At 69.9% G+C, this 25070-nt stretch carries 22 protein-coding genes and 1 pseudogene; 13 read left to right on the top strand and 10 right to left on the bottom strand.

Translation table 11 applies throughout. The annotated features are described in order from the left end of the window. Window positions 1-177 precede the first annotated feature (177 nt). Window positions 178-1143 carry an alpha/beta hydrolase fold domain-containing protein gene (locus H5411_RS34795; protein WP_101434005.1) on the bottom strand — a complete coding sequence of 322 codons (966 nt, stop codon included), beginning with the start codon at window positions 1141-1143 and terminating at the stop codon, window positions 178-180. A 99-nt stretch (window positions 1144-1242) separates the two neighbouring features. After that, window positions 1243-2304 carry an FAD-dependent oxidoreductase gene (locus tag H5411_RS34790; RefSeq protein WP_183126254.1) on the bottom strand — a complete coding sequence of 354 codons (1062 nt, stop codon included), beginning with the start codon at window positions 2302-2304 and terminating at the stop codon, window positions 1243-1245. Between the two features lie 117 nt (window positions 2305-2421). Between H5411_RS34790 and H5411_RS34785 the strand changes: the two genes are divergently transcribed. Both H5411_RS34785 and H5411_RS34780 read left to right on the top strand, forming a co-directional pair. After that, window positions 2422-3360: a TetR/AcrR family transcriptional regulator C-terminal domain-containing protein gene (locus tag H5411_RS34785; RefSeq protein ID WP_183126253.1), complete on the top strand. Its 939-nt coding sequence runs from the start codon at window positions 2422-2424 to the stop codon at window positions 3358-3360. Further along, window positions 3357-3767, top strand: coding sequence for a hypothetical protein (locus H5411_RS34780; RefSeq protein WP_183126252.1), 411 nt, complete (start codon window positions 3357-3359; stop codon window positions 3765-3767). The genes H5411_RS34785 and H5411_RS34780 overlap by 4 nt, the downstream gene beginning before the upstream one ends. Here H5411_RS34780 and H5411_RS34775 read toward each other — a convergent pair. Continuing rightward, window positions 3764-5062: an LVIVD repeat-containing protein gene (locus H5411_RS34775; protein WP_183126256.1), complete on the bottom strand. Its 1299-nt coding sequence runs from the start codon at window positions 5060-5062 to the stop codon at window positions 3764-3766. The two genes, H5411_RS34780 and H5411_RS34775, sit on opposite strands and share 4 nt — an antisense overlap. A gap of 134 nt (window positions 5063-5196) precedes the next feature. On the opposite strand from H5411_RS34775, the gene H5411_RS34770 reads away from it, so the two are divergent. After that, window positions 5197-6666 (top strand): ABC transporter substrate-binding protein, encoded by a 1470-nt coding sequence (locus H5411_RS34770; RefSeq protein ID WP_183126251.1) that lies wholly within the window; start codon window positions 5197-5199, stop codon window positions 6664-6666. Here H5411_RS34770 and H5411_RS34765 read toward each other — a convergent pair. Then, complete coding sequence (locus H5411_RS34765) at window positions 6663-7541, bottom strand: LysR family transcriptional regulator (protein WP_183126250.1); 879 nt, start codon at window positions 7539-7541, stop codon at window positions 6663-6665. The genes H5411_RS34770 and H5411_RS34765 overlap by 4 nt on opposite strands. Before the next feature lie 71 nt (window positions 7542-7612). Here H5411_RS34765 and H5411_RS34760 point away from each other — a divergent pair, with 71 nt between their 5' ends. Beyond that, window positions 7613-8644 carry an SDR family oxidoreductase gene (locus H5411_RS34760; protein WP_183126249.1) on the top strand — a complete coding sequence of 344 codons (1032 nt, stop codon included), beginning with the start codon at window positions 7613-7615 and terminating at the stop codon, window positions 8642-8644. Here H5411_RS34760 and H5411_RS34755 read toward each other — a convergent pair. Continuing rightward, window positions 8628-9365, bottom strand: a complete 738-nt coding sequence (locus tag H5411_RS34755) for an SDR family oxidoreductase (protein WP_183126248.1) — start codon at window positions 9363-9365, stop codon at window positions 8628-8630. The two genes, H5411_RS34760 and H5411_RS34755, sit on opposite strands and share 17 nt — an antisense overlap. Window positions 9366-9424: 59 nt before the next feature. Between H5411_RS34755 and H5411_RS34750 the strand changes: the two genes are divergently transcribed. Continuing rightward, a complete protein-coding gene (locus H5411_RS34750; RefSeq protein ID WP_183126247.1) occupies window positions 9425-10057 on the top strand; it encodes a class I SAM-dependent methyltransferase in 633 nt (210 codons plus the stop codon). Window positions 10058-10096: 39 nt separating this feature from the next. On the opposite strand, the gene H5411_RS34745 is transcribed toward H5411_RS34750, so the two are convergent. Next, window positions 10097-11998 carry a S8 family peptidase gene (locus H5411_RS34745; RefSeq protein WP_183126246.1) on the bottom strand — a complete coding sequence of 634 codons (1902 nt, stop codon included), beginning with the start codon at window positions 11996-11998 and terminating at the stop codon, window positions 10097-10099. 163 nt (window positions 11999-12161) lie between these two features. On the opposite strand from H5411_RS34745, the gene H5411_RS34740 reads away from it, so the two are divergent. Further along, entirely contained in the window at window positions 12162-13355 is a 1194-nt protein-coding gene (locus tag H5411_RS34740; RefSeq protein WP_312878679.1) for an MFS transporter, read from the top strand. Window positions 13356-13392: 37 nt separating this feature from the next. Then, window positions 13393-13899: a GNAT family N-acetyltransferase gene (locus H5411_RS34735; RefSeq protein WP_183126245.1), complete on the top strand. Its 507-nt coding sequence runs from the start codon at window positions 13393-13395 to the stop codon at window positions 13897-13899. Here H5411_RS34735 and lpdA read toward each other — a convergent pair. The 4 genes and pseudogenes from lpdA to pip form a co-directional block, all read right to left on the bottom strand. Next, window positions 13889-15274, bottom strand: coding sequence for a dihydrolipoyl dehydrogenase (lpdA, locus tag H5411_RS34730; RefSeq protein WP_101433992.1), 1386 nt, complete (start codon window positions 15272-15274; stop codon window positions 13889-13891). The genes H5411_RS34735 and lpdA overlap by 11 nt on opposite strands. A 236-nt stretch (window positions 15275-15510) precedes the next feature. Further along, window positions 15511-16290: a lysophospholipid acyltransferase family protein gene (locus tag H5411_RS34725; RefSeq protein WP_183126244.1), complete on the bottom strand. Its 780-nt coding sequence runs from the start codon at window positions 16288-16290 to the stop codon at window positions 15511-15513. 55 nt (window positions 16291-16345) lie between these two features. Next, the gene (locus tag H5411_RS49870; RefSeq protein ID WP_460431641.1) at window positions 16346-16750 is read right to left on the bottom strand and encodes a nitroreductase family deazaflavin-dependent oxidoreductase; all 405 of its coding nucleotides are present in this window, start codon (window positions 16748-16750) and stop codon (window positions 16346-16348) included. Window positions 16751-16825: 75 nt separating this feature from the next. Continuing rightward, a pseudogene (pip, locus tag H5411_RS34720) lies at window positions 16826-17764 on the bottom strand (prolyl aminopeptidase); the annotation flags it as partial. Window positions 17765-17855: 91 nt separating this feature from the next. Between pip and H5411_RS34715 the strand changes: the two are divergent. The 6 genes from H5411_RS34715 to H5411_RS34690 all read left to right on the top strand — a co-directional run bounded on the left by H5411_RS34715 (window position 17856) and on the right by H5411_RS34690 (window position 25062). Then, on the top strand, window positions 17856-18539 hold the full coding sequence (locus tag H5411_RS34715) for a response regulator transcription factor (RefSeq protein ID WP_183126242.1): 684 nt from the start codon (window positions 17856-17858) through the stop codon (window positions 18537-18539). A 4-nt stretch (window positions 18540-18543) separates the two neighbouring features. After that, window positions 18544-19809 (top strand): HAMP domain-containing sensor histidine kinase, encoded by a 1266-nt coding sequence (locus tag H5411_RS34710; protein WP_183126241.1) that lies wholly within the window; start codon window positions 18544-18546, stop codon window positions 19807-19809. 620 nt (window positions 19810-20429) lie between these two features. Continuing rightward, a complete protein-coding gene (locus H5411_RS34705) occupies window positions 20430-21863 on the top strand; it encodes an amino acid permease (protein WP_183126240.1) in 1434 nt (477 codons plus the stop codon). Continuing rightward, on the top strand, window positions 21860-22636 hold the full coding sequence (locus H5411_RS34700; protein ID WP_183126239.1) for a carbon-nitrogen hydrolase family protein: 777 nt from the start codon (window positions 21860-21862) through the stop codon (window positions 22634-22636). The genes H5411_RS34705 and H5411_RS34700 overlap by 4 nt, the downstream gene beginning before the upstream one ends. Then, on the top strand, window positions 22633-24327 hold the full coding sequence (locus tag H5411_RS34695) for a flavin monoamine oxidase family protein (protein WP_183126238.1): 1695 nt from the start codon (window positions 22633-22635) through the stop codon (window positions 24325-24327). The genes H5411_RS34700 and H5411_RS34695 overlap by 4 nt, the downstream gene beginning before the upstream one ends. A gap of 105 nt (window positions 24328-24432) precedes the next feature. Then, window positions 24433-25062, top strand: a complete 630-nt coding sequence (locus H5411_RS34690; protein ID WP_101433985.1) for a TetR/AcrR family transcriptional regulator — start codon at window positions 24433-24435, stop codon at window positions 25060-25062. The last annotated feature ends 8 nt before the right edge of the window (window positions 25063-25070 follow it).

Genomic DNA, 25070 nt, shown 5'->3' with positions numbered 1-25070 from the left:
GCCGCGCGGGACAGCCGGACAGCACCGCCGCCCCGCGCACGATCGGTTCCAGCCCGGCGCGGCCCTCGACCAGCCGGTCGAAGTACGCGATGACCTTGACCGTCTCGGCCGCGCCGGAATCGAGCGCGCTCAGATGCGTGACCAGCTCCCTCATCGGTCCATCATCGCGCGTCCGGCTCAGCCGAGCAGCCGCCGCAGCCACGGCGTCCGCTCGGCGCGGGCCTGCTGCGACAGCGCCGCCTGCGGGGCCGAGCCGTCGAAACCGTGGAAGGCACCGGGCCAGACATGCAGTTCGGCCTGCACCCCGGACAGCCACAGCCGGTTCGCGTAGGCGATGACCTCGTCGCGGAAGGTCTCGGTGCTCCCGACGTCGAGGAACGCGGGCGGGAGGCCGGACAGGTCTTCGGCGCGCGCGGGCGCGGCGTACGGCGACACGTCCGGGCCGCCGCGAGCGTCACCGAGCAGGGCCGTCCAGCCGACGTTGTTCGCGGCGCGGTCCCAGCTGCCCATTTCGGCCATCTGGATCGCCGACGGGGAGTCGTTGCGGTCGTCGAGCATCGGGTACACGAGCAGCTGGCCGAGCAGTTCCGGGCCGCCTCGGTCCCGGGCGAGCAGCGCCGTCGCGGCCGCGAGCCCGCCGCCCGCGCTCGCCCCGCCGATCACGACGCGGGAGCCGTCGAAGCCGTACTCGGCGGCGTGCTTGACCGTCCATTCCAGCCCGGCGTAGCAGTCCTCGACCGGTGCCGGATGCGGGTGTTCGGGCGCGACCCGGTAGTCGACACAGACGAAACCGAGTCCCAGTTCCGCCGCGTACTCCTTGAGGAAGTACAGGTCCCCGCCCTTGTGGCCGCCGATGATCATGCCGCCGCCGTGCAGCCAGTACAGGACCGGGACGTCGACCGCACCGGCCGGCCGCGCGACGATCAGCGGAATCGGACCGCGCGGCCCCTCGGCGTCCACTTCGGACACTTCGAGGGCGCCGTCGGCCGTGATCTCGTCCAGCGAGATCTGCCGCTTCGCCGCGGCCGCCCGCACCGCCGGGATCGACTCGAGCGTCTTGATCGGCGGACGCTCGGCGGCGAGCACCTCGAGCGCCGCGGCGAGCTCGGGGTCGAACGGGAGCGGCGGGTAGCTGGCGGTCATCTCGGGCGCCTCCAAGGGATCGGCTGGTGGCTCCATCCTGGCCGCCCGGGAGCCGGACGGGACCAGCCGGGCGGCGGGGATCCCCCGCCACGTGGCGGATCAGCGGTCCAGGCTGATCGCGTTCTTCGCCCGCTCGACGGATTCCTCCGAGGCGGGCCCGGCCGCGTTTTCCGTGGCCAGCGCCTGGTTCAGCTCGACGAACGGGCGCATCCGGGTTTCGTAGCCGGCGAGACCGTCGGCCAGGACGTACGCGCCGACCAGGGCGAGGCTCGTGCCCTGACCGGACAGCACGGACGCGCAGTACCCGGCGTCGCCGACGAGCGCGACCCGGCCGGTCGTCCAGCGGTCCATGCGGATCTGGAGCATGGCGTCGAAGAAGAACGTCTGCGAGTCCGCCATGGCTTCGACCAGGTCAGGGACCGGGCCGCCGACTTCGCTCAGCCGCTCCGCGACGAGTTTCTTCTGCTCCGCGACGTCGCGGATCTCGCGGTACTCCGGCTCGCCGAAACCGAGCGTCACCCGGATCTCCTCGTTGCCGGGCACCGGGTAGACCGCGCCGCCGACGCCCTCGCCCTGGAACCAGATCTGCCAGTCTTCGAGGCCGAGCGTGTTGGCCGCCGGGAAGATCGCCAGATACTGGCCGAGGTAGCGGCGGAACTGGTCCTCCGGGCCGAACGCGAGCCGCCGGACCGCCGAATGCGCGCCGTCCGCGCCGACGACCAAGTCGAACGTCCGCGGCTCGGCCTTGACGAACTCGACCCGGCCGGACTCGGCGTCGAGCGCGGTGATCTCGTCGCCGAAGCGGTACTCGACGTCGGCCGCCTTGTGCAGCAGCTCGACCAGATCGTCGCGGAGGATTTCGATGTCCGCGCTGTCGAGCCTCCCGCTGCTGTAGACGCGTTCCTCGGAACGGAACACCTCGTTGCCGGACGCGTCGAGCATCGACATCCCGCGCATCCGCGTCCGTGCGGCGCGGACCTGCTCCCCCAGCCCCATCCGCTCGACGACCTCCAGCGCGACCCCGCGGATGTCGACCGCCTGGCCCCCGTTGCGCAACCCCTCCGCGCGCTCGACGACCGTCACGTCGTAGCCCTTGCGGCGCAGCCAGTAGGCCGACGCGCACCCGGCGACTCCCGCGCCGCAAACCAGTGCTTCAGGCATGTCTTCGCCTCTCGATACGGTGCATCATTACCTTGATGAACCTGCCCTGACCTGCGTTCCGCCGCCAAAACTGAGCTAGTACAGATGACCCGCTGACCTAGTACAGACAGGACACCGATGCCGACCGAACCGCCGTACCTCCGCATCGCCGCCGCGCTGCGCGAAGAGATCTCGCAGGGAGAGCTGCCGCCGGGCGCGAAGGTGCCGTCGACGCGTCAGCTGGCTTCGGCGCACGGTGTCGCGACGGCTACCGCGGCCAAGGCACTCGACGTGTTGCGTCGCGAAGGCTTGGTCCGCGCCGAACCGCGGTCCGGCCATGTCGTCGCTGGTCAGCACACTGCGGCAGAGTCGAAGCGTCCGGTGTTGACGCGGGATCGGTTGGTGCGCACGGCAATCGCGATCGCCGATGCGGAAGGTGTGGCGGCGCTGTCGATGCGCGGACTCGCCGCGCGACTGGGCGTTCCGGCGATGGCACCGTACCGCTATCTGTCCGGAAAGGACGAGCTGGTCTTCCTGATGGCGGACACGGTCTACGGCGAAACCGGCTATCCGGCGCGGAAACCGGAGGGGTGGCGGGCGCAGTTGGAGTTGTCGGCGCGCACGCTGTGGTCAGTGCACCGGCGGCATCCGTGGCTGGCGCATCTCGTGCCGCTCACCCGGCCTTGGCCGCTGCCGAATCTCGCGGCGCACAACGAACGCGCGCTGGCCGCGTTGTCGGTCTTCGGGCTGAACGCGGCTGATCTGTGCGATCTGAATGTGTTGTTCTACAACCACATTCAAGGCACCGCGATCCATCTGGAGCGGGAGCGGCACGCGATGGGCGCGACCGGGATCACCGAGGACCAGTGGATGGAGACGCAGGCCCGGGGGTACGCGGCGTTGACCGGGTCCGGCCGGTATCCGGTGCTGGCGCGGATGATCGAGGATCTGGCCGAGGGGTACGAGCTGGATCTGGACCACCTGTTCGAGATCGGGTTGCAGGCACTGCTGGACGGGCTGGCGGTCCGATATCCGGTTGGCGGCTCGGTCTCGGAGAGGCAGGATCTGCGGGCGTGAGCCGCATCCGCCTGGTCCCGACGATCCGCGAGCGCAGCAAGTATCAGCGTGAACGCAAGTATCTCGACTTCGAGGTCGACGGCGTCAGCCTGCGCAGCTTGGTCGACACCGGGCTCGACCTGATCTCGGTGCTGGTCACCGACCGTCCGCGCGATCCGCCGCGTTTGGCGCGCGTGCTCGGCGAGGCTCCGGGCGACGCGCCGGACGGACGGGTGCTGCTTTACGTTTGCCCCGAATGCGAGGACATCGAGTGCGGTGCCATCGCCGCGAAGGTCTCGAGGCGAGGTGACCTCGTCACCTGGCGAGACTTCGGCGTACCGGAAGAGGATGAGGCGGACAACGAATTCGCCGAGACCACGGTCTCCTTCTCCGCGCGACAGCTCGTCCGCGAACTGGCCGACCGCTAAGCAGTGAGCTTCAGAATGTCGATCCCCCGCTTGTTGTCCGCCACATACACGTACCCGTCGTGCCAGTACGGAGCCCACGAAGCCGTGTCCGCTGGGCGGTAGTAGGCGATCTGCGTCGGGTTCGACGGGTCGCTCACGTCCAGGAACCGCGTGCCCTGCGAGTAGAACGACTGCACCAGCACATGCCCGCGCACGTCGAAGTAGTGCGCCGAGCAGTCGTCCGAGGCCGGGTCGCTGCCTTCCTGTCCGGCGACGCCCCAGGTGCCGATGCTGCGCATCCGGAACGGCTTCTCCGGCGTGGAGCGCCAGCCTTCGCCGTTGTACGAGCCGTCCAGCGCGGAAATGGTCAGCACGCCGTCGCCCGCGCAGCCGGGGAGGAAGCTTTCCTCGGTGGCGTACACGAGGTCGTGGCCGCGCCAGGCGCCGTCGTCGCCTGAGCCGACCGGGTGGAAGCTGTTGTGCAGGAACTTCGACGGCGCGGCGGTTTCCGACACCCCGCCGCCCGCGTACGGCACCGGCTTCAGCGCGGTCGCCAAGCGGTAGCGGTTCTGCACCGGGTCGCGATGGAAACCGGACGTCCAGTACCCGCGCACGCCGCCCGCGCCCGACACCCAAGCGACGCCCATCTTGTCCACCTGCACGTCGTGCACGTAGTCGGTTTTGCCGTCGTTGCGGGCGAGTTCGATCGGGTCCGGATGCACCTTCGGCGCGCGCGGGTCGCGCACGTCGGTGACCCAGATCGGCCGGCCGCCCCAGTCCGCGGGCTGGTTGTCGGCCTTCGCCGGGCCGCCGGTCCAGAGGTAGCGGCAGTCGTCGACGCAGCTGGTGGTGTGCCCCGCCGGGACCTTGACGTAGCTGAGGATCTCCGGTTTCTCCGGATGCGCCACGTCGACCACGTAAATCCCGGACTCGCCGGTGTGCGTGTTGCCCTTGAACGCGCGCGGGTCGCGGGACAGGAACACGAGCTTGCGCTTCGCGTCGACCTCGGTGTCCTCGGTCTCCCACAGACCCGGCAAGCTCAGTTCGCCGATCGCGCGCGGCTTCGCCGGATCTTGCGTGAGGTCGTACACCTTCAGGCCGAACTGGCCGGATACAACCATCACGTCGCGTTTGCCGTAGCTGAGGAAATTCGCCGAAATGGCTCCTTGCGCGTCGGGCACGTTGCCGACCGGCTGCACGCCCTTGATCGCGCCCGGATCGCCCAGGCTGTGCTTCGCCTCGGTGACCGGCTTGTCGTCCTCGCAGGCCGCGGCGGGCAAGCCGGTGGCGACGAGAGTCGCCGCCGCGGTCGCCATCGCCAGCCCGGAACGAATCCACCAACGGCGCACGCGAAACCTCCCCGAGACCCCAGTGTGACGGAAGCACTGTAAGCCGGTCCCTAACCGGACACAACCGCCTTTCGTTGCTTTCCGCCTGGTAATAAGACAGCATGCGATCGCGTCCGCTCGTCTCGCTCACGCTCGCCGCCGCCGTCGTCGCGGCCGGTCTCTCCGGCTGTTCGCCGTCGGCCGAACCCGCCCAGCCCGGCGTCCTGTCGGTCGGCCTCGGCGAACCCGGCACGCTGCTGCCCGCCGACGTCACCGATCCGTCCGGGCGGCTCGTCACCGGCGCGCTCTGGACGCCGCTCGCCGATTACGATCCGGCCAGCGGGAAAGTCACCCCGCGCGCGGCCGAATCGATCAGCAGCGCGGACCAGGTGACCTGGACCGTCCGGCTGCGGCCCGGCCAGTTCCACGACGGCACGCCGGTCACCGCGCAGTCCTATGTGGACACCTGGAAAGCGATCGCGGGCCATCACTGGGCAAGCACACCGGTACTCACGAAGTCGTTACGGGCCAAGGAAATCACCGCAGTCGACGCGAAACAGCTGCGGATCGTTCTCGACCGGCCGTCGAACCAGGTGCCGGCCTGGCTCTCCGCGCCCGGGCTCGTGCCGCTGCCCGCGTCGGTGCTGAAATCCCGCGACTGGAACGGCTTTGCCCGCCATCCGATCGGCAACGGCCCGCTCCGCCTGGAGGGCGACTGGCAGTCCGGTTCCGGCGGAAAGCTCGTCCGGGTCACGGCCGATCCGGAACGGGCCAAGGAAATCGATCTGCGCGTCGGCAATCCGGCGGAGCACTACGACGATGTCAAAGAAGGCAAACTCGACGTCGCCACATCCGTCCCGGGCGAACGGCACGAGGCGATGCACGCCGATTTCGCCGACCGGCACGCGATGTGGGCTCTCCCCCGCGCTGGTTATCTGGTTTTTTCCGCCGAGGCAACGCGGTTCGCCGACCCGACGGTGCGGCACGCCTTCGCGCTCGGCACCGACCGCGCCGCGCTGGAGTCCGGCCCGCTCGCGCACCAGGCGGACGCCGCCAAGGGGTTGCTGCCGCCGGTGGTCGCACCGGGCGAACGGTCCGGCAACTGCCGTCCGTGCACTTTTGACGGCCCGGCCGCCAAATCCCTGGTGAGCCAAGCGGGATTCACCGGCGACGTCACGGTGTACTACGACAGTTTCGACAGCACCTGGCCGCAGGCATTGGCCGACGGCTTGTCGAAAACCCTGGGAATATCGGTCACCGCACAGCGAAAAGCGACCGGGGGCAAGCCCACCGGGCCGTCCGCCGTGGAAGTCAAGGCCGTCTCGCCGAGCCCGGCCGACTTGCTCCACACACTCGCCGATGCCGCCAGTTACACCGACGCCGGATTCACCGCCGACCTCAACTCCGCCGAAACCACTGCGTCACCGGAAGAAGCCGCGCAGCTGTTCCGGATCGCGGAGAACGAAGCTCTGCGCGATCTCCCGGCGATTCCACTGTGGACTGGACACGGCCACGCCGTCTGGTCCGCCCGGGTCCACGACGCGGTCGCGACGCCTTTCGCCGGGATCGACCTGACGCGGCTGCGTGCCTAAACCCGCGCGTGCTGCGCCAGCATCTCGCCGAACGCCGCTGTCAACGGGTCCGGTTCGCTGCGGCCGTATGCGACCAGCTCGCGCCGGATCGGCTTGCCAGGGCGCAAAACCCGGCCGCTGAACTCCGCGGGCAGGACGTTCGCCGGGACCAGCGCGGGCCCCAATCCGGCCGCCGCGAGCAAGGGCGCGGCGGCGGTCTGTTCCGTGCGCACCGCCGGACGCGGCCGGAATCCCGCTTCCGCGCAAGCAGCGTCGAGAAGTTCCGCTAAACCGTGGCCAGGCGCGTAGTGCACCCACGCGCAGTCGGCAAGCTCGGCCAGGTCGACGGTACCGTCCGAAGTGGACTCCGTAGCTCCGTCAGCCGGGAGCACGACGACGAATTCTTCCGTGCCGAGCGTCCGCACCGGACCAGTCCACCCAGCCGGACGCGGACCGATCGCGAGGTCCGCTTCCCCGGCCAGCATCGCGTCGCGCAGTTCGTCGGCGTGGCGGTACTCGAAAAGCCGCACATCGACGTCCGGCCGTTCGCGCCGCCACACCCGGAGCGCGGGCGGCAGCACCCCGAGACTCACCGAGTAGACCGTGGCGACCAGCAGTTCTCCGGCGACCTGACCGGACGCCTGCCGGGCCGCGCACCGGGCGCGTTCGGCGTCGGCGAGCGCGGCGCGGGCGTGCGGCAGCATCGCGCGACCCATCGGCGTGAGCCGGACCGAACGCGGCAGCCGTTCCAGCAGCGGCCCGCCGACGCTGTGTTCCAGCGCGCGCATCTGGTGCGAAAGCGCGGGCTGCGTCACGTACAGCTGCTCGGCAGCCCGGGTGAACGAACCGGTGTCCACCACCGTGACCAGGTACTCGAGCTGCCGCAGGCTTGTCATAAACCCAGCTTATCGAAGCCGTGAGAAGTAAGCCTTGGACTCATCGGATGGGCGAGGTCAGGATCGGAGGCATGAGCAGCACACGCGTGGCCCTCGTGGCCGGGGCCAACGGCATCATCGGCCGCAAACTCATCTCTCACCTGCGCACTCTCGACGGCTGGGAGGTGCTCGGGCTTTCCCGTCGCGGCGGGCCGGGCAGCCTCGCCGTCGACCTGCTCGACCCGGCGGGCACCCGGGCGGCGCTGTCCGGCGTCGGCGCGACGCACCTGTTCTACGCGGCTTACCAGGACCGGCCGACCTGGGCGGAACTCGTGCCGCCCAACATGGCGATGCTGGAGAACCTGGTGAACGGCCTCGACGAAGGCCCGCTGGAGCACGTCAGCCTGATGCAGGGCTACAAGGTCTACGGCGCGCACCTCGGCCCGTTCAAGACCCCCGCGCGAGAAGCCGACGCCGGACAGCACATGCCGCCGGAGTTCAATGTGGACCAGCAGAAGTTCCTGGAACGCCGGGCCGCGGCCGGCGGCTGGTCGTGGTCGGCGATCCGGCCGTCCGTGGTCGGCGGGACGACGCTCGGCAACCCGATGAATCTCGCGCTCGTGATCGCGGTCTACGCCTCGATCTCGAAGGAACTCGGCCTGCCGCTGCGCTTCCCCGGCAAGCCCGGCGCGTACGACAGCCTGCTGGAGATGACGGACGCGCAGTTGCTCGCCGAGGGCACGGTGTGGGCGGCGACGTCGAGCCGCAACGAAGCGTTCAACATCGCCAACGGCGACCTCTTCCGCTGGCGCGAACTGTGGCCGAAGCTGGCCGCGTACTTCGACCTCGAGGTCGCGCCGCCGTTGCAGCTGCCGCTGGCCACCGTCATGGCCGACAAGGAACCACTGTGGACCGAGATGGCGGCGAAGCACGACCTCACCGCTTCGTACGCCGACGTCTCCTCGTGGGCCTTCGGGGACTTCGTGCTCTCCTGGGACTACGACATGTTCGCGGACACGTCGAAGTCACGTCGCGCCGGTTTTCATTCCTATGTGGACACTGAGCGGATGTTCTACCGGTTGTTCGACGAATTCCGCCGCGACCACGTCATCCCCGGCCGATGAACGGCATCGTGGTGGCGGTGATGGTGAGGAACTGGACGTTGGCGTCCAGCGGCAGGCCCGCCATGTAGAGCACCGCATCGGCGACGTGGGCCGCGTCGAAGGTCGGCTCGGCCATGAGCCGTCCGTCGGCCTGCGGGATGCCCGCGGCCATCCGCTCGGTCATCTCGGTGGCCGCGTTGCCGATGTCGATCTGTCCGCACGCGACATTCCAGGCGCGGCCGTCGAGCGAAATCGACCGGGTGAGGCCGGTGACGGCGTGCTTGGTCGCGGTGTAGGCGACGCTCGCCGGACGGGGCGCGTGCGCGGAGATCGAGCCGTTGTTGATGATCCGGCCGCCACGGGGCTCCTGGTCGCGCATCAGCCGCACGGCCTGCTGCGCGCAGAGGAACATGCCGGTGAGGTTCGTGTCGACGGTGCGCCGCCAGTCCTCGACGGACAGATCCGCGACGGTGCCGCCGAGCGACACTCCGGCGTTGTTGACCAGCAGGTCCAGCCGGCCCCACTCGCCGCGCACCGTCGAGAACAGCGCCTCCACCGAAGCCGGATCGGCGACGTCCGTCGGCACCACCAGCGCGTTCGGGTCCGAACCGGCCGTCTCGCGCAACGCGTCCTCGCGCCGTCCGGCGAGCGCGACCCGGTACCCGGCGCCGAGCAGCGCCCCGGCGATCCGGCGGCCCAGCCCGGAACCCGCCCCGGTGACCACAGCAGTCTTCTCCGACACGTCGCCTCCTCAAAAAATCCGCTCGCGCGCACGTTGCCATATCGCGGCACACTGGGTTCATGGGACCACGTGACACGCTGCTCGCCGGGTTCGCCAGACAGCTGGGCCATCCGCGGGGCCGGGCCGGGCAGGCTGTCGTCCGGCTGCTCAACAACGTCAACCGCGGACCGGTCACCGGAGCGGTCGAGGCGCTGGAGATCCAGCGCGGCGAAACCGCTCTGGACGTGGGGTTCGGCGGCGGGCTGGGTCTCGACCTGCTGCTGCGGGCCACCGAGGGCGGCACGGTGCACGGCGCGGAAATCTCCGAAACGGCGCTGGCCCGAGCGCGGCGGACGTTCCCGAAAAACCTCGCCGCCGGACGGTTGGTGCTGCACCAGGCCGGAATGGCCGAGCTTCCGCTGGGCGACGGGTCGATCGACGCGGCGCTGACCGTCAACACGGTCTACTTCATTCCCGAACTGGTGCCCGCGTTCGCCGAGGTCGCGCGGGTGCTCGCGGACGGCGGGCGGTTCGTCGTCGGCATCGGCGATCCCGCGATGATGCGGAACATGCCGTTCACCAGCCACGGCTTCCGGCTGCGACCGCCGGAAGAGATCGAGAAAGCGCTCGGGGACGCGGGGCTGGCGCTCCGCCGCCACGATCGGCTCGGCGACGGGCCTCGCGCGTTCCACTTGCTGGTCACCGGACGGTGAGAAGGGCGGGTTCCCCGTTCGAGGAACCCGCCCCTGCCGCTACTTCTTCGGCACGCCCAGCGCGGCCAGGGCCGGACCGGCCATGATCGCGCCGTTGCCGGTCACCGCGTCGAACCCGGGTGCGCCGAGGTCGATCGCGCTCGACACCAGCGCGGTGCGGACGTCCGCCGGGGTCGCGGACGGTTTGCCGGACAGCAGCAGCGCCGCGATCGCCGCCGCGTGCGGGGCCGCCGCCGAGGTTCCGAAGAACGGCTGGAAGCCGGTGACCGAGGTGGCCACGCCGTCGGCCGCGGTGATGTCCGGCTTCGCGCGGGTCGCGCCGCCGGTCGAGGACACGTTGCCCGGAGTCAGCTCAGTGCCGTCGGCGTTGTAGAAGACGTGCCGCTGGCCGTCGGAGGTGAAGCGCTCCCACTTGCTGGCCGAGGTGAACAGGCCCGGGTACGGGCCGGCCGGGTTCGCCGGGTCGCCGTTCTCCAGCGGACGGCCGAACGCGGCCGCGGCCGGGGCCGCGGCCACCGAGAACGCCGCGGCGGCCGCCGAGTGGCCCGAAGTCACGCCTGCGGTGCTGAAGCCCTTGAGCGAACCGGAGTCGACGAACCGGCCGCGGACCACGTTGAGCGCGAAGAACCGGTCGGCGCCGCTGTACTTGACCACCGCGAGGCGGTAGCCGGAGCCGGAGGACGGCACGGTCAGGCTCTCGTACGGGTTCTGCGAACCATTCTGCGGGTTGTCGCTGGAGGCGACGACGCTGCCGGAAGCGTCGAGCAGGAACAGGTCGTAGTCATTGGCCGAGTGCCCCCACGGATCCGACCAGAACAGCGTCACCGGCCTGCCGAGCGAACCCGGCGACAGCGGGTCGGTCGTCTGCACGCCGCTGCCCGGGTCGAAGTCGTGCGGGGTTCCGGTGACGCCCGGCAGCGTGGTGCCGGACGAGCGGAAGTCGCCCTCGTAGTAGCCGCTGGTGCCGTCGGTCAGGTTGCCGGAGTTGCCCGCGGAGGAGAAGTAGAGCGCGCCAGCCGCGGTCACGTCGTTGACTGCCTGCGCGACCTGGGTGTCCTGGAACGGCGACTCGTCGAAGTACGCGACGTCGTCGACGATCACCGTGCACTTGCCGGTGGTGCGCAGCGCGCGGATGTTGTCCGCGAAGCTCGACTCGCTGGTGAACGCGGTCGCGAAGCCGAGCGTCGCGCCCGGGGCGAGGTCGTGGACGATCTCCAGCATCGCGGTGCCCTCGTCGCCGCTGCCTGCCTGTCCGGGCAGCACGTCGACCGCGGGCAGTTCGCCTGCGTCCTGCGACTTTTTCAGCGAGTTGACGCCGTCGGAAAGCACGCAGACCTTCACGCCGGTGCCGTTCACGCCGTATTGCGTGCGGGCGGTGTCGGCACCGTGGGTCTTGTCCCCTTCGGACACCTGCACGGCGGCGACGGCCTTCTTGGCCAACTGCTGGCGCTGCGCGTCCGGCTCGTTCCAGGTCATCGCCTGCGTGGCGGGCTGGACCTGCCGGACGTCGCCACGCGCTGCGATCCGGTCCACCGCGTTGAGCGGCAGCTGGGCGCGAACCGAGCCATTGGACGAGGTGGACTGAACGGTGCCGCCCGCGGCGCGCACGGCCTTCGCGATCGCCGCACTGGCAGTCCCCGCGATGTCCACGGACACCGTGCCAGCCTGGGTGACCGGCAGGCCAGTGCGGTAATTCGGCAGCAGCGCGGCGAGACCGCGGTCAGCGCGCAGGCGCTTCTCCACGACGAGCTGGCTGGACTGCTTCTGCTCGGCCGGGGTGAGAGTCTTCTTGATCCCCTGCAACGCGCTGATCCCCGCCCCCGTGCGCGCGTTCGCCACGTCCGCGGCCGACGGCTGCGCGACGGCGACCCCGCTCCCGGCGAGCACCACCCCTACCGCGAGGGGCACCGAATACGCGGCCACCCGTCTCGTTCTTCTCATGCCAACTCCTGTCCTCGCCCCCGGCCACCCACTGTGGTCAGGTGAATCTAAAGAGCGACCGGGAGGAAGACCACCGACCAAAGTGGTATTTGCCCGGAAAGCCCACCTGGTGAGACTTCGCCGGGCGCTTCCCGGCCCGGAGCGGAGCTGGCACTCTGCTCTCGTGGCGAACCTGGGGAGGGACTTCGCGCGGCTCTGGTCCGCGTATGCGATCAGCACAGCGGGCAGCACGGTCGGCGCGGGCGCGCTCGGGCTCGTCGCGGTGCTCGTGCTCGACGCCCCCGCGTGGCAGGTTTCGCTGATCACCGCCATCTCGGCCGCCGCCAGCGCCGTCCTTGCCTTCCCGCTCGGACCCCGTGTCGAGTTCGCCCGGAAGCGTCCCGCGATGATCGCTGGAGACCTGGTCCGCTGCGCCGCGCTGGCGAGCGTGCCGGTGGCGGCCGCGCTGCACGTGCTGACCATGCCGCAGCTTTATGCCGTCGACATCGTCGTCGCCACCGCGGCCGTTATCTTCTCCGCGGCCAGCGGTGCGCACCTGAAAGCCCTTGTCGCGCCTAAGGAACGGGCTGTCGCCTTGAGCCGTTTCGAGAGCACGGACTGGGTCTGCTGGTCAGCCGGACCACCGCTGGGCGGCGTCTTGATCAGCGGGCTGGGCGCGACCGCGACGATGCTGATCGACGCTTTTTCGTTCTTGCTGTCCGCGCTCGGAATCCGCCGCTTGCGCACGCCGGAACCGCCGCCTGTTGTCTCCGAAGGACCTTCGCGGCGCGGATTCACCGACGGCTGGCATTACCTGCTGCGCAGTCCCGAACTGCGACCGCTGTTCTTCAACTCGGTGCTGTTCAGCGGCGCGGTTCTTTGGGTCACGCCGCTGCAAACCGTGCTGATGCTGCGCGATCTCAGCTTCGCGCCTTGGGAATACGGCCTCGTGCTCGGCGTTCCCTGCCTCGGCGGGCTCCTCGGCGCTCGTCTCGCGCCGACGCTCAGCTCCCGCTATGGCGCGCAGAAAGTGTTGCGCTGGACCAGTTTCGCGCGCACTCCGTGGCTTCTCGCGCTGCCGTTCGCTATTCCCGGAGCCGGCGGAGTCGCCTTGCTGATCGCCGCGAACTTCGGGCTGTTGCTGGTGGCGGGCATCTTCAACCCGACCTACTCGGCGTATCGCCTGTCCCTGATCGACGACACCGTCCTGACCCGGACGCTCACCGCCTGGTCGACCGGAACCCGTACCGCGAAACCGATTTTCGTCACCCTCGGCGGGATCGCCGCCGGAGTGCTCAGCGTGCGCGTCTCCCTGGGGATTGGCACCGTCCTTTGTCTGCTCAGCGCCGCGGCGTTGCCCGCCCGCCGAGCTGGGTGATCAGTTTTTGTCGGTGGCGCCGGTTACCGTGGCTGCCATGTTCAAGATCGACCGCGCGACCGCTGCCGACGCCGCCGCGCTCACCGACCTCATGCACGCGTCATCGGCCTATCAAGGCCGGTACGCCTCGATCCTGGAGGGATATGTCGTCACGCCGGATTACCTTCGTCAGCACCAGGTTCTGGTCGCCCGCGGTCCCGCCGGACCAGTCGGGTTCGCCGCGCTCACCGATGCCGAGCTGGACCTGCTGTTCGTCGCCGACGAAGCGCAAGGCACCGGGCTAGGTGCTCGGCTGGTAGCGGAAATTCTCGCTGTGGCAAGGGAAAACGGACTGTCCGAAGTGCGTGTGGTGTCGCATCCGCCCGCGGTGAAATTCTACGAACACATGGGTGCCCGGCAGGTCGGGACTATCCCACCGAAACCGCCGAAGATCTCGTGGTCCCGGCCCGAACTGGTTTTTTCCTTGGCAGCGCCCGAAAACGACCGCGCCCTGGCCCGCGAAACCACCGCGGGCCAGGGCGACCGTCGAAGAATCAGAAGTTGATCATATGGCCGGCCAGTCCGTGCACCGCTTCCTTGACCGCCTCGCCCAGTGTCGGGTGCGCGTGCACGTTGCGGGAAACCTCGTGCACCGTAAGGTCCCACTGCTGCGCCAGCGTCAGCTCCGGCAGCAGCTCCGTGACGTCCGGGCCGATGAGGTGCGCGCCGAGCAGTTCGCCGTACTTCGCGTCGCTCAGCACCTTCACGAAGCCCGCCGCGTCGCCGAGGCCGTGCGCCTTGCCGTTCGCCGTGAACGGGAACTTCGCCACCTGAACGTCGAAGCCCTTCTCGCGCGCCTGTTCCTCGGTCCAGCCGAAGCTCGCGATCTGCGGCTGGCAGTAGGTCGCGCGCGGGATCATCACGAAGTCCAGTTCCATGGTCTCCGCGCCGGCGATCGTCTCCGCCGCCACGATGCCCATCGACTCCGACGCGTGCGCCAGCATCAGCTTCGCCGTCACGTCGCCGATCGCGAACAGGTGCGGCACGTTCGTCCGGCCGCGGCCGTCGATCGCGATCGCGCCGCGCTCGGTCAGCTCGACGCCGGTGTTCTCCAGGCCGTAGCCCTCGACGTTCGGCCGGAACCCGATGGCCTGCAACACCTTGTCGGCCTCGAGCACCTGCTGCTCGCCGTTCTTCGACACGGTGACCGCCACCTTGGCTCCCGAGTCGTCGATCGCCTCGACCTTGGTGCCCACCAGCACCTTGATCCCCAGCTTGCGGTAGCGCTTCGCCAGCTCAGCCGACACCTCGGCGTCCTCGAGCGGCACCATCCGGTCGAGGAACTCGACGATCGTCACGTCCACACCGTAGTTGCGCAGCACGTACGCGAACTCCACGCCGATCGCGCCGGCCCCGGCGATCACGATGCTGCCCGGCAGCTCGCTTTCGAGGATCTGCTTTTCGTAGGTGACCACGCGCTCGCTGCGCTGCGTGCCCGGCAGCAGCCGAGCCGTCGCGCCGGTGGCGATGATGCCGTAGGTGAAGGTGATGCGCTCGCCGTTCACCTCGAGGGTGTTGGCGTCCACGAAGGTGCCGCGCCCGTTGTACTCGGTGATCTTGTTCTTCTTCATCAGGAAGTGCACGCCCTTGACGCGCCCGTCCGCGACCTTGCGGCTGCGCTCGTACGCCGCCGTGTAGTCGAACCGGATCTCCCCGTCGGAGGAGATGCCGTAGGTCTTGGCCTCCTCCTTCACCGTGTGCGCCAGCTCGGCATTGCGCAGCAGCGCCTTCGAAGGGATGCAGCCGACGTTGAGGCACACCCCGCCCCAGTACTTCTCTTCCACGACCGCCACGCTCAGGCCCAGCTGCGAAGCCCGGATCGCCGCGACGTACCCACCGACTCCGGCCCCGAGGACCACCACGTCATAGTCTGCGCTCATACCGTTGAAACTACCTCCCGCGCCAGCGCGGGGCGGCGTGACGGCGCCCGCTTCGAGCCCGGCTGCCGCCCGCCCTGGTTCGTCCGTCTCTTCCCGCCGCGCATCGCCGGGCGGCTGACCCCGGCGAAGCTCGCCAGAACCGGACGTCGTCTGCTCCGTCGCGCTGGCTCGGGGACGGTTGGATTGTCCACAGTGGCCGCCGCGCCTTCGGCTGGCGGGACCGCGGAATCCGCCGGTCAGACCGGCGGGCGCACCCCTCGGATCCCGGCCAGGAGCTCCGTGACGGCGGCCATGATCCGCGCTGTGGCCTCCTCCAGCACTTCCCTGGTCAGCTCCCGCCCGCGCAGGTCGCCGAGGTCCACCGGCTCCCCGGCGACGAACTCGATCTTCCGCCGCGGCAGGACGCGCGGGAACCACGCGCCGGCGGGCAGCAGTTCGTGCGTGCCCCAGTTCGCGACCGGGATCACCGGCACGCCGGTCTCCAGCGCGATCCGCGCCGCGCCGGTCTTGCCCTTCGAGGGCCAGCCGTCCGGATCGGCGGAGAGCCCGGCCTCCGGGAAGATCGCCACGCATTCGCCGGCTCGCACCGCGGCGACCGCGTCGCGGTACGCGCCCGCGGCGGTCGGCGCGCCGCGGTGGACCGGGATGTGCTTGCCCGAACGCATCACCGACTTGATCACCGGCGCGTTCCACAAGCTCGCCTTCGCCAGGTACCGCGGCACGCGCCCGGAGCCGAGGCAGAACGCGGTGAGCGTCGTCGGGTCGGCGTTGGACAGGTGGTTGGAGGCCACCACGACCCCGCCCGACTCCGGGATGTTCCGGGCGCCGCGCACGCGGAACCGGCTCGTCAGGGCGAGCAGTTGCCACACGACCTCGATCGCGAAGTGGTACCAGGCGCCCCGGCCGGACCGCGCGAAGCGCCTGCCGTACCTCTGCATGCCGCGGAAGCCGAGCAGCTCCCCTTCGAGCGGGGTCCAGTGGTCCCGGGTCCGGGTGCGCAGCGCCATGAGCGTCATTCGTAGCGGAAGACACTCCGGTTCGGCGCCGCGCGCACCCCGGACGCGGCACGGATCACACTCGCTCGAGCACCACCACGGGGATCTCGCGGTCGGTCTTCTTCTGATAGTCGTTGTAGGCGGGCCACACCGCGGCGAGCTTGTCCCACAGCCGGGCGCGTTCCTCGCCGGTCGCGGTCCGGGCGCGCGCGGTGAACTTGTCCGCCCGCACCTGCACGCGGACCTCGGGGTTCTCCTGCAGGTTCAGGTACCAGCCGGGGTGGTTCGGCGCGCCGCCCTTCGAGGCGACGATCACCGGGTTGCCGTTGTCCTCCTGGTAGATCAGGGCGAACTTGCGGTCCTGCCCGGTCTTGCGCCCCTTCGTGGTGAGCACCAGCGTCGGCACGCCCTCCTGCCAGTCGTGCCCGACCTCCCCGTCGGTCTCCTCGTAACGGCGAACGTGCTCGTCACCGAACAGCATGCGGATTTCCTTTCGTTCGACTTCCGCGCTCGACAGCCCGGACCTGCCCTCCCACCCTGCCGCGAACCGGTCGGTCGCGCTGATCAGCTCGTGCAGCGTGCCCGGTTCGTCGAAGGCGTGCCCGGCGTCGCCGATCATCTTCAGCTCGGCGCCCGGCAGCACCTGTGCGAGTTCCCAGGCGGTGGTGGCGGGAGTGACCACGTCGTACCTGCCCTGCACCAGAACGCACGGGATGCCCGACAGCTTCCCGGCGCCGCGGATCAGCTGGTCCGGGGCGAGCCAGCCGCCGTGGCGGAAGTAGTGGTTCTCGATCCGCGCGATCGCGAGCGCGAACTCCGGCTCGGCGAACGCGGCCACCACCTCTTCCTGCGGGGTGAACTTGACCGTCTCGCCCTCCCACCGGCTCCAGGCGAGCGCGGCCGGCCCGTGCACCTTCGGGTCCGGATGATTCAGCAGTTCGTGGTACACCTCGAGCAGGTCGGCGCCACGGCGCGCGTACGGCACCGGTGCGAGGAAGCGCGACCACGCCTCCGGGAAGATGCACGCCGCGCCGCCGCCGAAGAGCCACTGCACTTCTTTGCGCCGAAGCGTCGCGACGCCGCGCAGGATCAGCTCGGTCACGCGTTCCGGATGCGTCTCGGCGTAGGCGAGCGCGAGCACGCTGCCCCACGAACCGCCGAACAGCTGCCAGCGGTCGATGCCGCGGTCCTCGCGCAGCTGCTCCATGTCGGACACCAGATGCCAGGTCGTGTTCACCGAGAGGTCGACGTCCGGCTCGCTGCAGTGCGGCGTGCTCCGGCCGCAGCCGCGCTGGTCGAACAGGACGATCCGGTAGCGCTCCGGGTCGAACAGCCGCCGGTGCCGCGCGGAAGCGCCGCCCCCGGGCCCGCCGTGCAGGAACGCGACCGGTTTGCCCTCGGGATTGCCGCATTCCTCCCAATACAGCGTGTTGCCGTCGCCGACCGGCAGCATCCCGTGGTCGTACGGATCGAGTTCCGGGTACAGACCGAGCATGCAGCCACTATGCCCGACCTCGGCCGGGTCCCGCTGGGGGTCCACTGTGGACGCGCGGACGCGGCCGGAGGGCTCCGGTTAGGCTGCCCTCATGGCGAAGGTACTGGTGGTGGAGGACGACGCGGCGATCGGCAGCGTCCTCGACTCCGCGCTGCGCGGGCACGGCCACACAGTGCAATGGTGCCGGGACGGCCGGAGCGCGCTGCGCGAGACCGCGGCCGATCTCGTGCTGCTGGACCTGGGCCTCCCGGACGTCGACGGCGTCGAGGTGTGCCGGCGGCTGCGCTCGGCCCTGCCGGGCGCGGTGCTGGTGATCCTGACCGCGCGAGCGGACGAGATGGACGTCGTGGTCGGACTGGAGGCCGGAGCCGACGACTACCTCCCCAAGCCCATCCGGCTGGCCGAACTGCTCGCCCGGGTGCGCGCGCACCTCCGCCGCGGCGCGCCCGCCGCGCCGTCGACGCCGGTCGTCCGGATCGGCGCGCTGGAGGTCGACATCGCGAGCAGGCGGGTCACGCTGAACGGCCGGGAGGTCGCGCTGCGCGCACGGGAGTTCGACCTGCTCGCGCGGCTGGCCGTCCAGCCGGGGCAGGCGGTGAGCCGCGACACCCTGATGTCCGACGTGTGGGATTCGCACTGGCACGGTTCCACCAAGACGCTCGACGTGCACATCGCCGCGCTGCGCCGCAAGCTCGCCTCGGCCGCCGAGTCGCCGTACGAGGTGCCGCGGATCGCCACCCTGCGCGGGCACGGATACCGGCTCGAAGGGGACTGACGGAGTGCGCCGCCGGATCGTGACGCTCACCGTCCTCGCGGCCGTCCTGGCCACGAGCCTGTTCGGGCTGCCGCTCGCCGTCGGGGCGCTGTGGTACTTCCGCACGCACACCACGTCCGCGCTGGAGCGGGCCGCCGACAGCACGGCCGTCGTGATCTCCGACGCGCTGGCCGCCGGCCAGCCCTTCCAGGTCCCGGACAACGAGGACGGCGCCGAGGTCGGCGTCTACGACCCGGTCGGCCATCTCCTCGCCGGGGAAGGCCCGCCGACCGCGGACGACGTCGTGCGCGGAGTCGCCGCCAGCCGCAGCGACATGCTGAACCAGAAGGTCGGCGACGAGGACGTGCTGGCCGTCCCGGTGCTGACCGGCGCCCGCCTCACCGGCATCGTGCGCGCGTCGCTCCCCCGGTCGGCGCTGACGCACGACGTCGGCATCACGTGGCTGGTGATGGCCGGATGCGCGATCGGCGCGGTGCTCGCGAGCTGGCTCGTCGCCCGCCGGATCGCCGCCCGGCTGACCCGCCCGCTGGAAGACCTGGCCTGCGCCGCGACCCGGCTCGGCGAAGGCGACTTCTCCGCCCGCTCCCGGCGCTCGGCGATCCCGGAAATCGACCGCGTCGGCGCCGCCCTGGACGTCACCGCGACCCGCATCGGCGAAACGCTGGAACGGGAGCGCGCCTTCTCCGCCGAGGCCTCACACCAGCTCCGCACTCCCTTGGCCGGTCTGCGCCTGCAGCTGGAATCCGCCCTGGAAACCCCGGGCCGGGACCCCTACGCCGCGGTGCGCGCCGGAATCACCGCCGCTGACCGGCTGGAACGGACCGTCGAGGATCTGCTCGCGCTGTCCCGGGAACGCCGCGCCGCTCGCGCCGAACTCGACCTGCCCGCCCTCCTCGCGGAGTTGAACGACGTCCCGCTGCCCGACCACCGTCAGCTGCGCCTAGAAATCGTCGACCCGCCGCCAGTACGCGCGTCTGCCCCCGCGGTCCGGCAAGTGCTGGCCGTCCTGCTGGACAACGCGGTGAACCACGGCGAGGGCACCATCACCGTCCGAGCCCGCGACGCCGGCGGTGCCCTGGCCGTGGACGTCATCGACGAAGGCCCGGACCTGGGCGACCGCGACCCGTTCTCCGACCACACCCCCAGCGGGCACGGCATCGGCCTCCGCCTGGCGAGAAGCCTGGCCGAAGCCGAGGGCGGGCGGTTGCGCCTGTCCCGCCCCGACCCGCCGACGTTCACGCTGCTGCTTCCGGAAGCACCCGCCTCCTGACCCGCCCCAGCGGGCACTGGCTGTCCGTGGCAGAAGCGGCGCAGTCCGGGCCGGTGCAGGTCCCGGTGGTCGGCGCGGAGCTGGTCACCGCCGCTGCGCAGCACATCCACGGCGGCGGCATCATGACGCGCCCGGTGTCCCGATTCTGGTCGACGGCAAGGCGGCGGCGTACGTCTGCAGTGCGGTGTTTGCGCTCGCCCCAGCCGAACTATCGATCTCCGCAACAGGCGGCCGGAACACTTCTGCCCGCCGCAGTCCGTCCCCGAGCGCGGAGCCACCCACCGCGCCCGGACTCTTCGCCTGACTGGCCCGCGTACGCAACGACCGGCGCCCCGAGCACGCACCGCCGCACCCGACTCGCAGTTTCCAGCGTCCCCGGCCCGACCTGCGCCGGAAAACCCGCCGCCGCGGAGCCCCCGCCCCGATCACTTAGAGTCAACAACGGCCTGGAAGCCCTCGGCCCAGACCGCAAGCCCCGCAGAAACCAACCTCGAGAGCGCAATGAATCACCCTCCATCGCCAGCAATCCACAACAGATCTCGGTTCTCGGGGCAATTTTCGATCGATACCGTGGCTCGAAGTCGACAGTGCCGTCACAATCAATCGCTAGGAGCCAGCCGGTGAGCACCACCTCCACCAGTCCTGCGCGCGGAAGGCTCGCCACGGCCGTGCTGCGCCGCAAACCGGTCACCGATCTGGTGGCCGAGGCGGATCACGGTCCGCTGAAGCGGTCGCTCGGGCTGAGTCAGCTGACCATGCTCAGCATCGGGGCCACCCTGGGCAGCGGGATCTTCGTGGTGCTCGGCGAGGCGGTTCCGGTGGCCGGACCCGCCGTCGTGGTCTCGTTCGTGCTGGCCGGGATCACCGCGTTGTTCTCCGCGCTTTCCTACGCCGAGCTGGCGGGCATGATCCCGCTTTCCGGCTCCTCTTACTCCTACGCGTACGCGACCCTCGGCGAACTGGTCGCCTGGGTGTGCGGCTGGTGTTTGGTGCTGGAGTACGGCGTCTCCGTCGCGTCAGTCGCGGTCGGGTGGGGGCAGTACGTCAACGAACTGCTGCACGTGGCGTTCGGCGTGACGTTGCCGGATGCACTCAGCGGACCTCCGGGCGACGGCGGGCTGGTCAACATTCCGGCGATTGTCGTGGTGCTGCTGGCCATGGTGCTGTTGCTGTCCGGCGCGAAGGAGAGCGCGCGGGCCAACGCGATCATGGTCGCGGTGAAGATCGGCACGCTGATTCTGTTCTGCGCCATCGCGTTCACCGCGGTCCGGGCGCAGAACTTCACGCCGTTCCTGCCGCTCGGGCTGGCTGGGATGAGCGCCGGCGGGGCGAAGCTGTTCTTCTCCTACATCGGGTTCGACGCCGCCTCCACCGCCGGGGAAGAAGCCCGCAACCCGCAACGTGACCTGCCGCGCGCGATTCTGCTGTCGCTGGGCATCGTGACCGTTCTCTACTGCCTCGTCGCGGTCGCGGCGATCGGCGCGCTGCCCTGGCAGCAGTTCGGCGACAAGCAAGCCGCGCTGTCACACGTGCTGACCACGATCACCAGCAACCCGCTCTGGGCCATCCTGCTCGCGATCGGCGCGATCGTGGCGATCTCCAGCGTCGTGCTGACCGTCCTTTACGGACAGACGCGGATCCTGTTCGCCATGTCCCGCGACGGGCTCGTGCCGAAGTCGCTGTCCACTGTGCATCCGAAAACCGGCGTGCCGCGCACCAACACGCTCGTGGTGTCCGGGTTTGTCGCGGTGCTCGCTGCCTTCGTCCCGCTCGGCAAGCTCGCCGACGCCACCAGCATCGGGACGCTGTTCGCGTTCGGGCTGGTCAACGTCGCCGTGCTGATCCTGCGCAAACGCCGTCCCGAGGCCGAGCGCACGTTCCGCGTGCCGTTTTCGCCGGTCACGCCGATCCTCGGGGTGGCCTGCTGCGCCTACATGATGTTCAGCCTCGACGGGGCGACCTGGATCGTGTTCGGCGCGTGGATGCTGCTCGGCCTTGTCATCTACTTCGGCTACAGCGTCCGTCGCTCGCGGCTCGCGGAGAGCGTCCGATGATCGTCGCCGTCCACCAAGGACCGTTCGAACGGCTGCCCGAGGCGATGGCCGCCGCGGCCGAGCGGGGCGCCGAGCTGATCGTGACTGCCGAGATGGGCACGACGGGGTACAACATCGGCGCGCAAGCCGTCGCCGAACTGGCGGAACCGGCGGATGGACCACGGGCGGCCGAGCTGGGCGCGTTGGCTGCCAAACACAAGATCGCGCTGGTCTACGGCTATCCCGAGCGCGACGGTGACGCGGTGTACAACTCGGCGCAACTGCTGTCCGCACAAGGGGAACGGCTCGCGAACTACCGCAAGACCCACCTGTTCGGCGACCTCGACCGCGACCAGTTCTCGCCCGGCGACGACCCGGTGGTCCAGGCCGAGGTGAACGGCCTCCGCACCGGCCTGCTGATCTGTTACGACGTCGAGTTCCCCGAGCTGGTCCGCGCGCACGCGCTCGCGGGCACAGAACTGCTGCTCGTACCCACCGCGTTGATGCGGCCGTACGAGCGCGTCGCGGACCTGCTCATTCCGGTTCGTGCACACGAAAGCCAGCTGTACGTCGTGTACGCGAATCGCTGCGACACCGAGGGCGAACTCGCCTACTGCGGCCGCTCGACAGTCGCGTCGCCGGATGAAGTCGTCGCGAAGGCCGGGCCGGACGACGAGCTGCTGTTCGCCGAGCTCGACCCCGCAGTGCTCGCCCGAGCGCGAGCCGAAACCCCGTACCTGGCCGACCGACGGCCGTCGCTGTACCGCTCTCTCACCGAAGGACCCCGGGCATGACCTCCGCAGTTCCCGCCGCGATCCACGCCGAGGAACCCGCCGGCCGGCCGATCACGATGTTCGGCCCCGACTTCCCGTTCGCCTACGACGATTACCTCGCGCATCCGGCCGGGCTCGGCAGCGTGCCGGAGGAGGCGCACGGCACCGAGGTCGCGGTGATCGGCGGCGGCCTGTCCGGCATCGTGACCGCCTACGAGCTGATGAAGCTCGGGCTGCGGCCGGTCGTGTACGAGATCGACGGCATCGGCGGACGGCTGCGCACGCACCACTTCCCCGGCCTGCCCGACGACGTGGTCGCCGAGATGGGCGCGATGCGGTTCCCGCCGTCTTCGACGTCGCTGTTCCACTACATCGACAAGGCCGGGCTGGAAACCACGCCGTTCCCGAACCCGCTTTCGCCCGCCACGCCGAGCACAGTCGTCGATCTCAAGGGCCAAAGCCATTACGCGCGCACGCCCGAAGATCTGCCCGAGGTGTACGGCGAAGTGGCGCAAGCGTGGCAGCGCACGCTCGACGAGCACGCGTCATTCGCCGAGATGCAGACCGCGATCCGCAATCGCGACGCCGCGACGGTCAAAAAGATCTGGAACGAGCTCGTGCCCCGGCTCGACAATCAGACCTTCTACGGATTCCTGTGCGATTCCCCGGCCTTTTCCTCGTTCCGGCATCGAGAGATCTTCGGTCAGGTCGGATTCGGCACCGGCGGATGGGACACCGACTTCCCGAACTCGATTCTCGAAATCCTCCGCGTCGTCTATACCGGCGCGGACGACGACCACCACAGCATCGTCGGCGGCAGCGGACAGCTGCCGAAGCGGCTGTGGGACCACGTCCCGGAGAAGCTCGCGCACTGGCCGTCCGGCACGAATCTCGCTTCCCTGCACGAAAACGGCGAGCCGCGGCCGGGGGTCACGCGGCTGCACCGCACCGCGCCGAACAACATCACCGTCACCGACGCCTCCGGCCACATCCGCACGTTCGGCGCCGCGGTGTTCACCGCGCAGAGCTGGATGCTGCTGTCGAAGATCGAATGCGACGAGGCCCTGTTCCCGATCGACCACTGGACTGCGATCGAGCGCACGCACTACATGGCGTCCTCCAAGGTTTTCGTGCCCGTCGACCGCCCGTTCTGGCTCGACCGCGACCCGGTCACCGGCCGCGACACGATGAGCATGACGCTCACCGACCGGATGCCGCGCGGCACCTACCTTCTCGGCGACGACCCGGACCGGCCCGCGGTGATCTGCCTGTCCTACACGTGGGCCGACGATTCGCTGAAGTGGCTGCCGCTTTCCGTGTCCGACCGCGTCGAGGTGATGCTGCAGTCGCTGCGCGAGATCTACCCCGGCGTCGACGTGCGGCGGCACATCGTGGGCGACCCGGTGACCGTGTCGTGGGAGGCCGAACCGCATTTCATGGGCGCGTTCAAGGCGAACCTGCCCGGGCATTACCGGTACCAGCACCGGCTTTTCACGCACTTCGTGCAGGATTCACTGCCCGAACGCTATCGCGGTTTATTCCTTGCGGGGGACGACATCTCGTGGACCGCGGGCTGGGCCGAGGGCGCGGTGCAGACCGCGCTCAACGCGGTATGGGGCGTGCAACGGCACTTCGGCGGCGCGAGCGATCCGGCGAATCCCGGTCCGGGCGACCGTTTCGCGGACCTCGCGCCGATCGAGCTTCCGGACTGACCGGGTCGTCAACCCATACCGCGCGGTAGCAGCCGAACGTGTTTCCGCCGCGACATTCGGCCCGGTCAATCCGCCGTTCTGAACCGATCATGCGAAACTGATGCCATGAGCACCGATCCGGCGCCGAAGTGGCGGCGACTCGAACCGGACGAACGCAAAGAGCAGATCTACGCCTGTGCGGCGCGGCTGTTCGGCGAACGACCGTATTCGGAAGTGTCCACTTCGGACATCGCGGCCGAGGCAGGCGTGGCCCGCGGACTGATCAATCATTATTTCGGAACAAAGAGGGAGTTGTACCTCGAAATCGTTCGGCGTGCGCTCACCGTGCCGCGGATCGCGGTGCAGATTCTGCCGGACGGCCCGTTGGAAGTCCGCGCGGACGCCGCCATCGACTGGCTGCTCGACATGGTGCGCGGGCAGGAGAAGCTGTGGCTCGCCGCGATCGCGCCGGAGGGCATCGGCCGCGATCCGGAGGTGGACCGGATCGTCGCCGAGGCCGACCGCGCGTCGGCCGACCGCGTCCTCGAGGCGGTCGGGCTGTCCCGCGACAGCGCGCACGGCGAGGAACTGAACGCCGCGGTGCGCGCGTTCGCCGGCATGGTGAAGGCGGCGGGCCGCGAATGGCTCGTGCACCGCTCGCTGGACCGCAGGCAGGTGCACACGCTGCTGACCATGTCGCTCGTGACCTTGGTGAGCCGGGTGTTCCCCGCGATCCAGCATCCGCCCCAGCACTGACCCGCCGG

The sequence above is a fragment of the Amycolatopsis echigonensis genome, from assembly GCF_014174495.1.
Taxonomy (GTDB): domain Bacteria; phylum Actinomycetota; class Actinomycetes; order Mycobacteriales; family Pseudonocardiaceae; genus Amycolatopsis; species Amycolatopsis echigonensis.
This window is presented reverse-complemented; position numbering and strand designations above follow the sequence as displayed.

Bases quoted from the DNA above. Each gene is read 5' to 3' on its own strand.
- H5411_RS34795 (WP_101434005.1), bottom strand. From the start codon at position 1,143: ATGACCGCCAGCTACCCGCCGCTCCCGTTCGACCCCGAGCTCGCCGCG.
- H5411_RS34790 (WP_183126254.1), bottom strand. From the start codon at position 2,304: ATGCCTGAAGCACTGGTTTGCGGCGCGGGAGTCGCCGGGTGCGCGTCG.
- H5411_RS34785 (WP_183126253.1), top strand. From the start codon at position 2,422: ATGCCGACCGAACCGCCGTACCTCCGCATCGCCGCCGCGCTGCGCGAA.
- H5411_RS34775 (WP_183126256.1), bottom strand. From the start codon at position 5,062: ATGGCGACCGCGGCGGCGACTCTCGTCGCCACCGGCTTGCCCGCCGCG.
- H5411_RS34770 (WP_183126251.1), top strand. From the start codon at position 5,197: ATGCGATCGCGTCCGCTCGTCTCGCTCACGCTCGCCGCCGCCGTCGTC.
- H5411_RS34765 (WP_183126250.1), bottom strand. From the start codon at position 7,541: ATGACAAGCCTGCGGCAGCTCGAGTACCTGGTCACGGTGGTGGACACC.
- H5411_RS34760 (WP_183126249.1), top strand. From the start codon at position 7,613: ATGAGCAGCACACGCGTGGCCCTCGTGGCCGGGGCCAACGGCATCATC.
- H5411_RS34750 (WP_183126247.1), top strand. From the start codon at position 9,425: ATGGGACCACGTGACACGCTGCTCGCCGGGTTCGCCAGACAGCTGGGC.
- H5411_RS34745 (WP_183126246.1), bottom strand. From the start codon at position 11,998: ATGAGAAGAACGAGACGGGTGGCCGCGTATTCGGTGCCCCTCGCGGTA.
- H5411_RS34735 (WP_183126245.1), top strand. From the start codon at position 13,393: ATGTTCAAGATCGACCGCGCGACCGCTGCCGACGCCGCCGCGCTCACC.
- lpdA (WP_101433992.1), bottom strand. From the start codon at position 15,274: ATGAGCGCAGACTATGACGTGGTGGTCCTCGGGGCCGGAGTCGGTGGG.
- H5411_RS34725 (WP_183126244.1), bottom strand. From the start codon at position 16,290: ATGACGCTCATGGCGCTGCGCACCCGGACCCGGGACCACTGGACCCCG.
- H5411_RS49870 (WP_460431641.1), bottom strand. From the start codon at position 16,750: ATGCTGTTCGGTGACGAGCACGTTCGCCGTTACGAGGAGACCGACGGG.
- H5411_RS34715 (WP_183126242.1), top strand. From the start codon at position 17,856: ATGGCGAAGGTACTGGTGGTGGAGGACGACGCGGCGATCGGCAGCGTC.
- H5411_RS34700 (WP_183126239.1), top strand. From the start codon at position 21,860: ATGATCGTCGCCGTCCACCAAGGACCGTTCGAACGGCTGCCCGAGGCG.
- H5411_RS34695 (WP_183126238.1), top strand. From the start codon at position 22,633: ATGACCTCCGCAGTTCCCGCCGCGATCCACGCCGAGGAACCCGCCGGC.
- H5411_RS34690 (WP_101433985.1), top strand. From the start codon at position 24,433: ATGAGCACCGATCCGGCGCCGAAGTGGCGGCGACTCGAACCGGACGAA.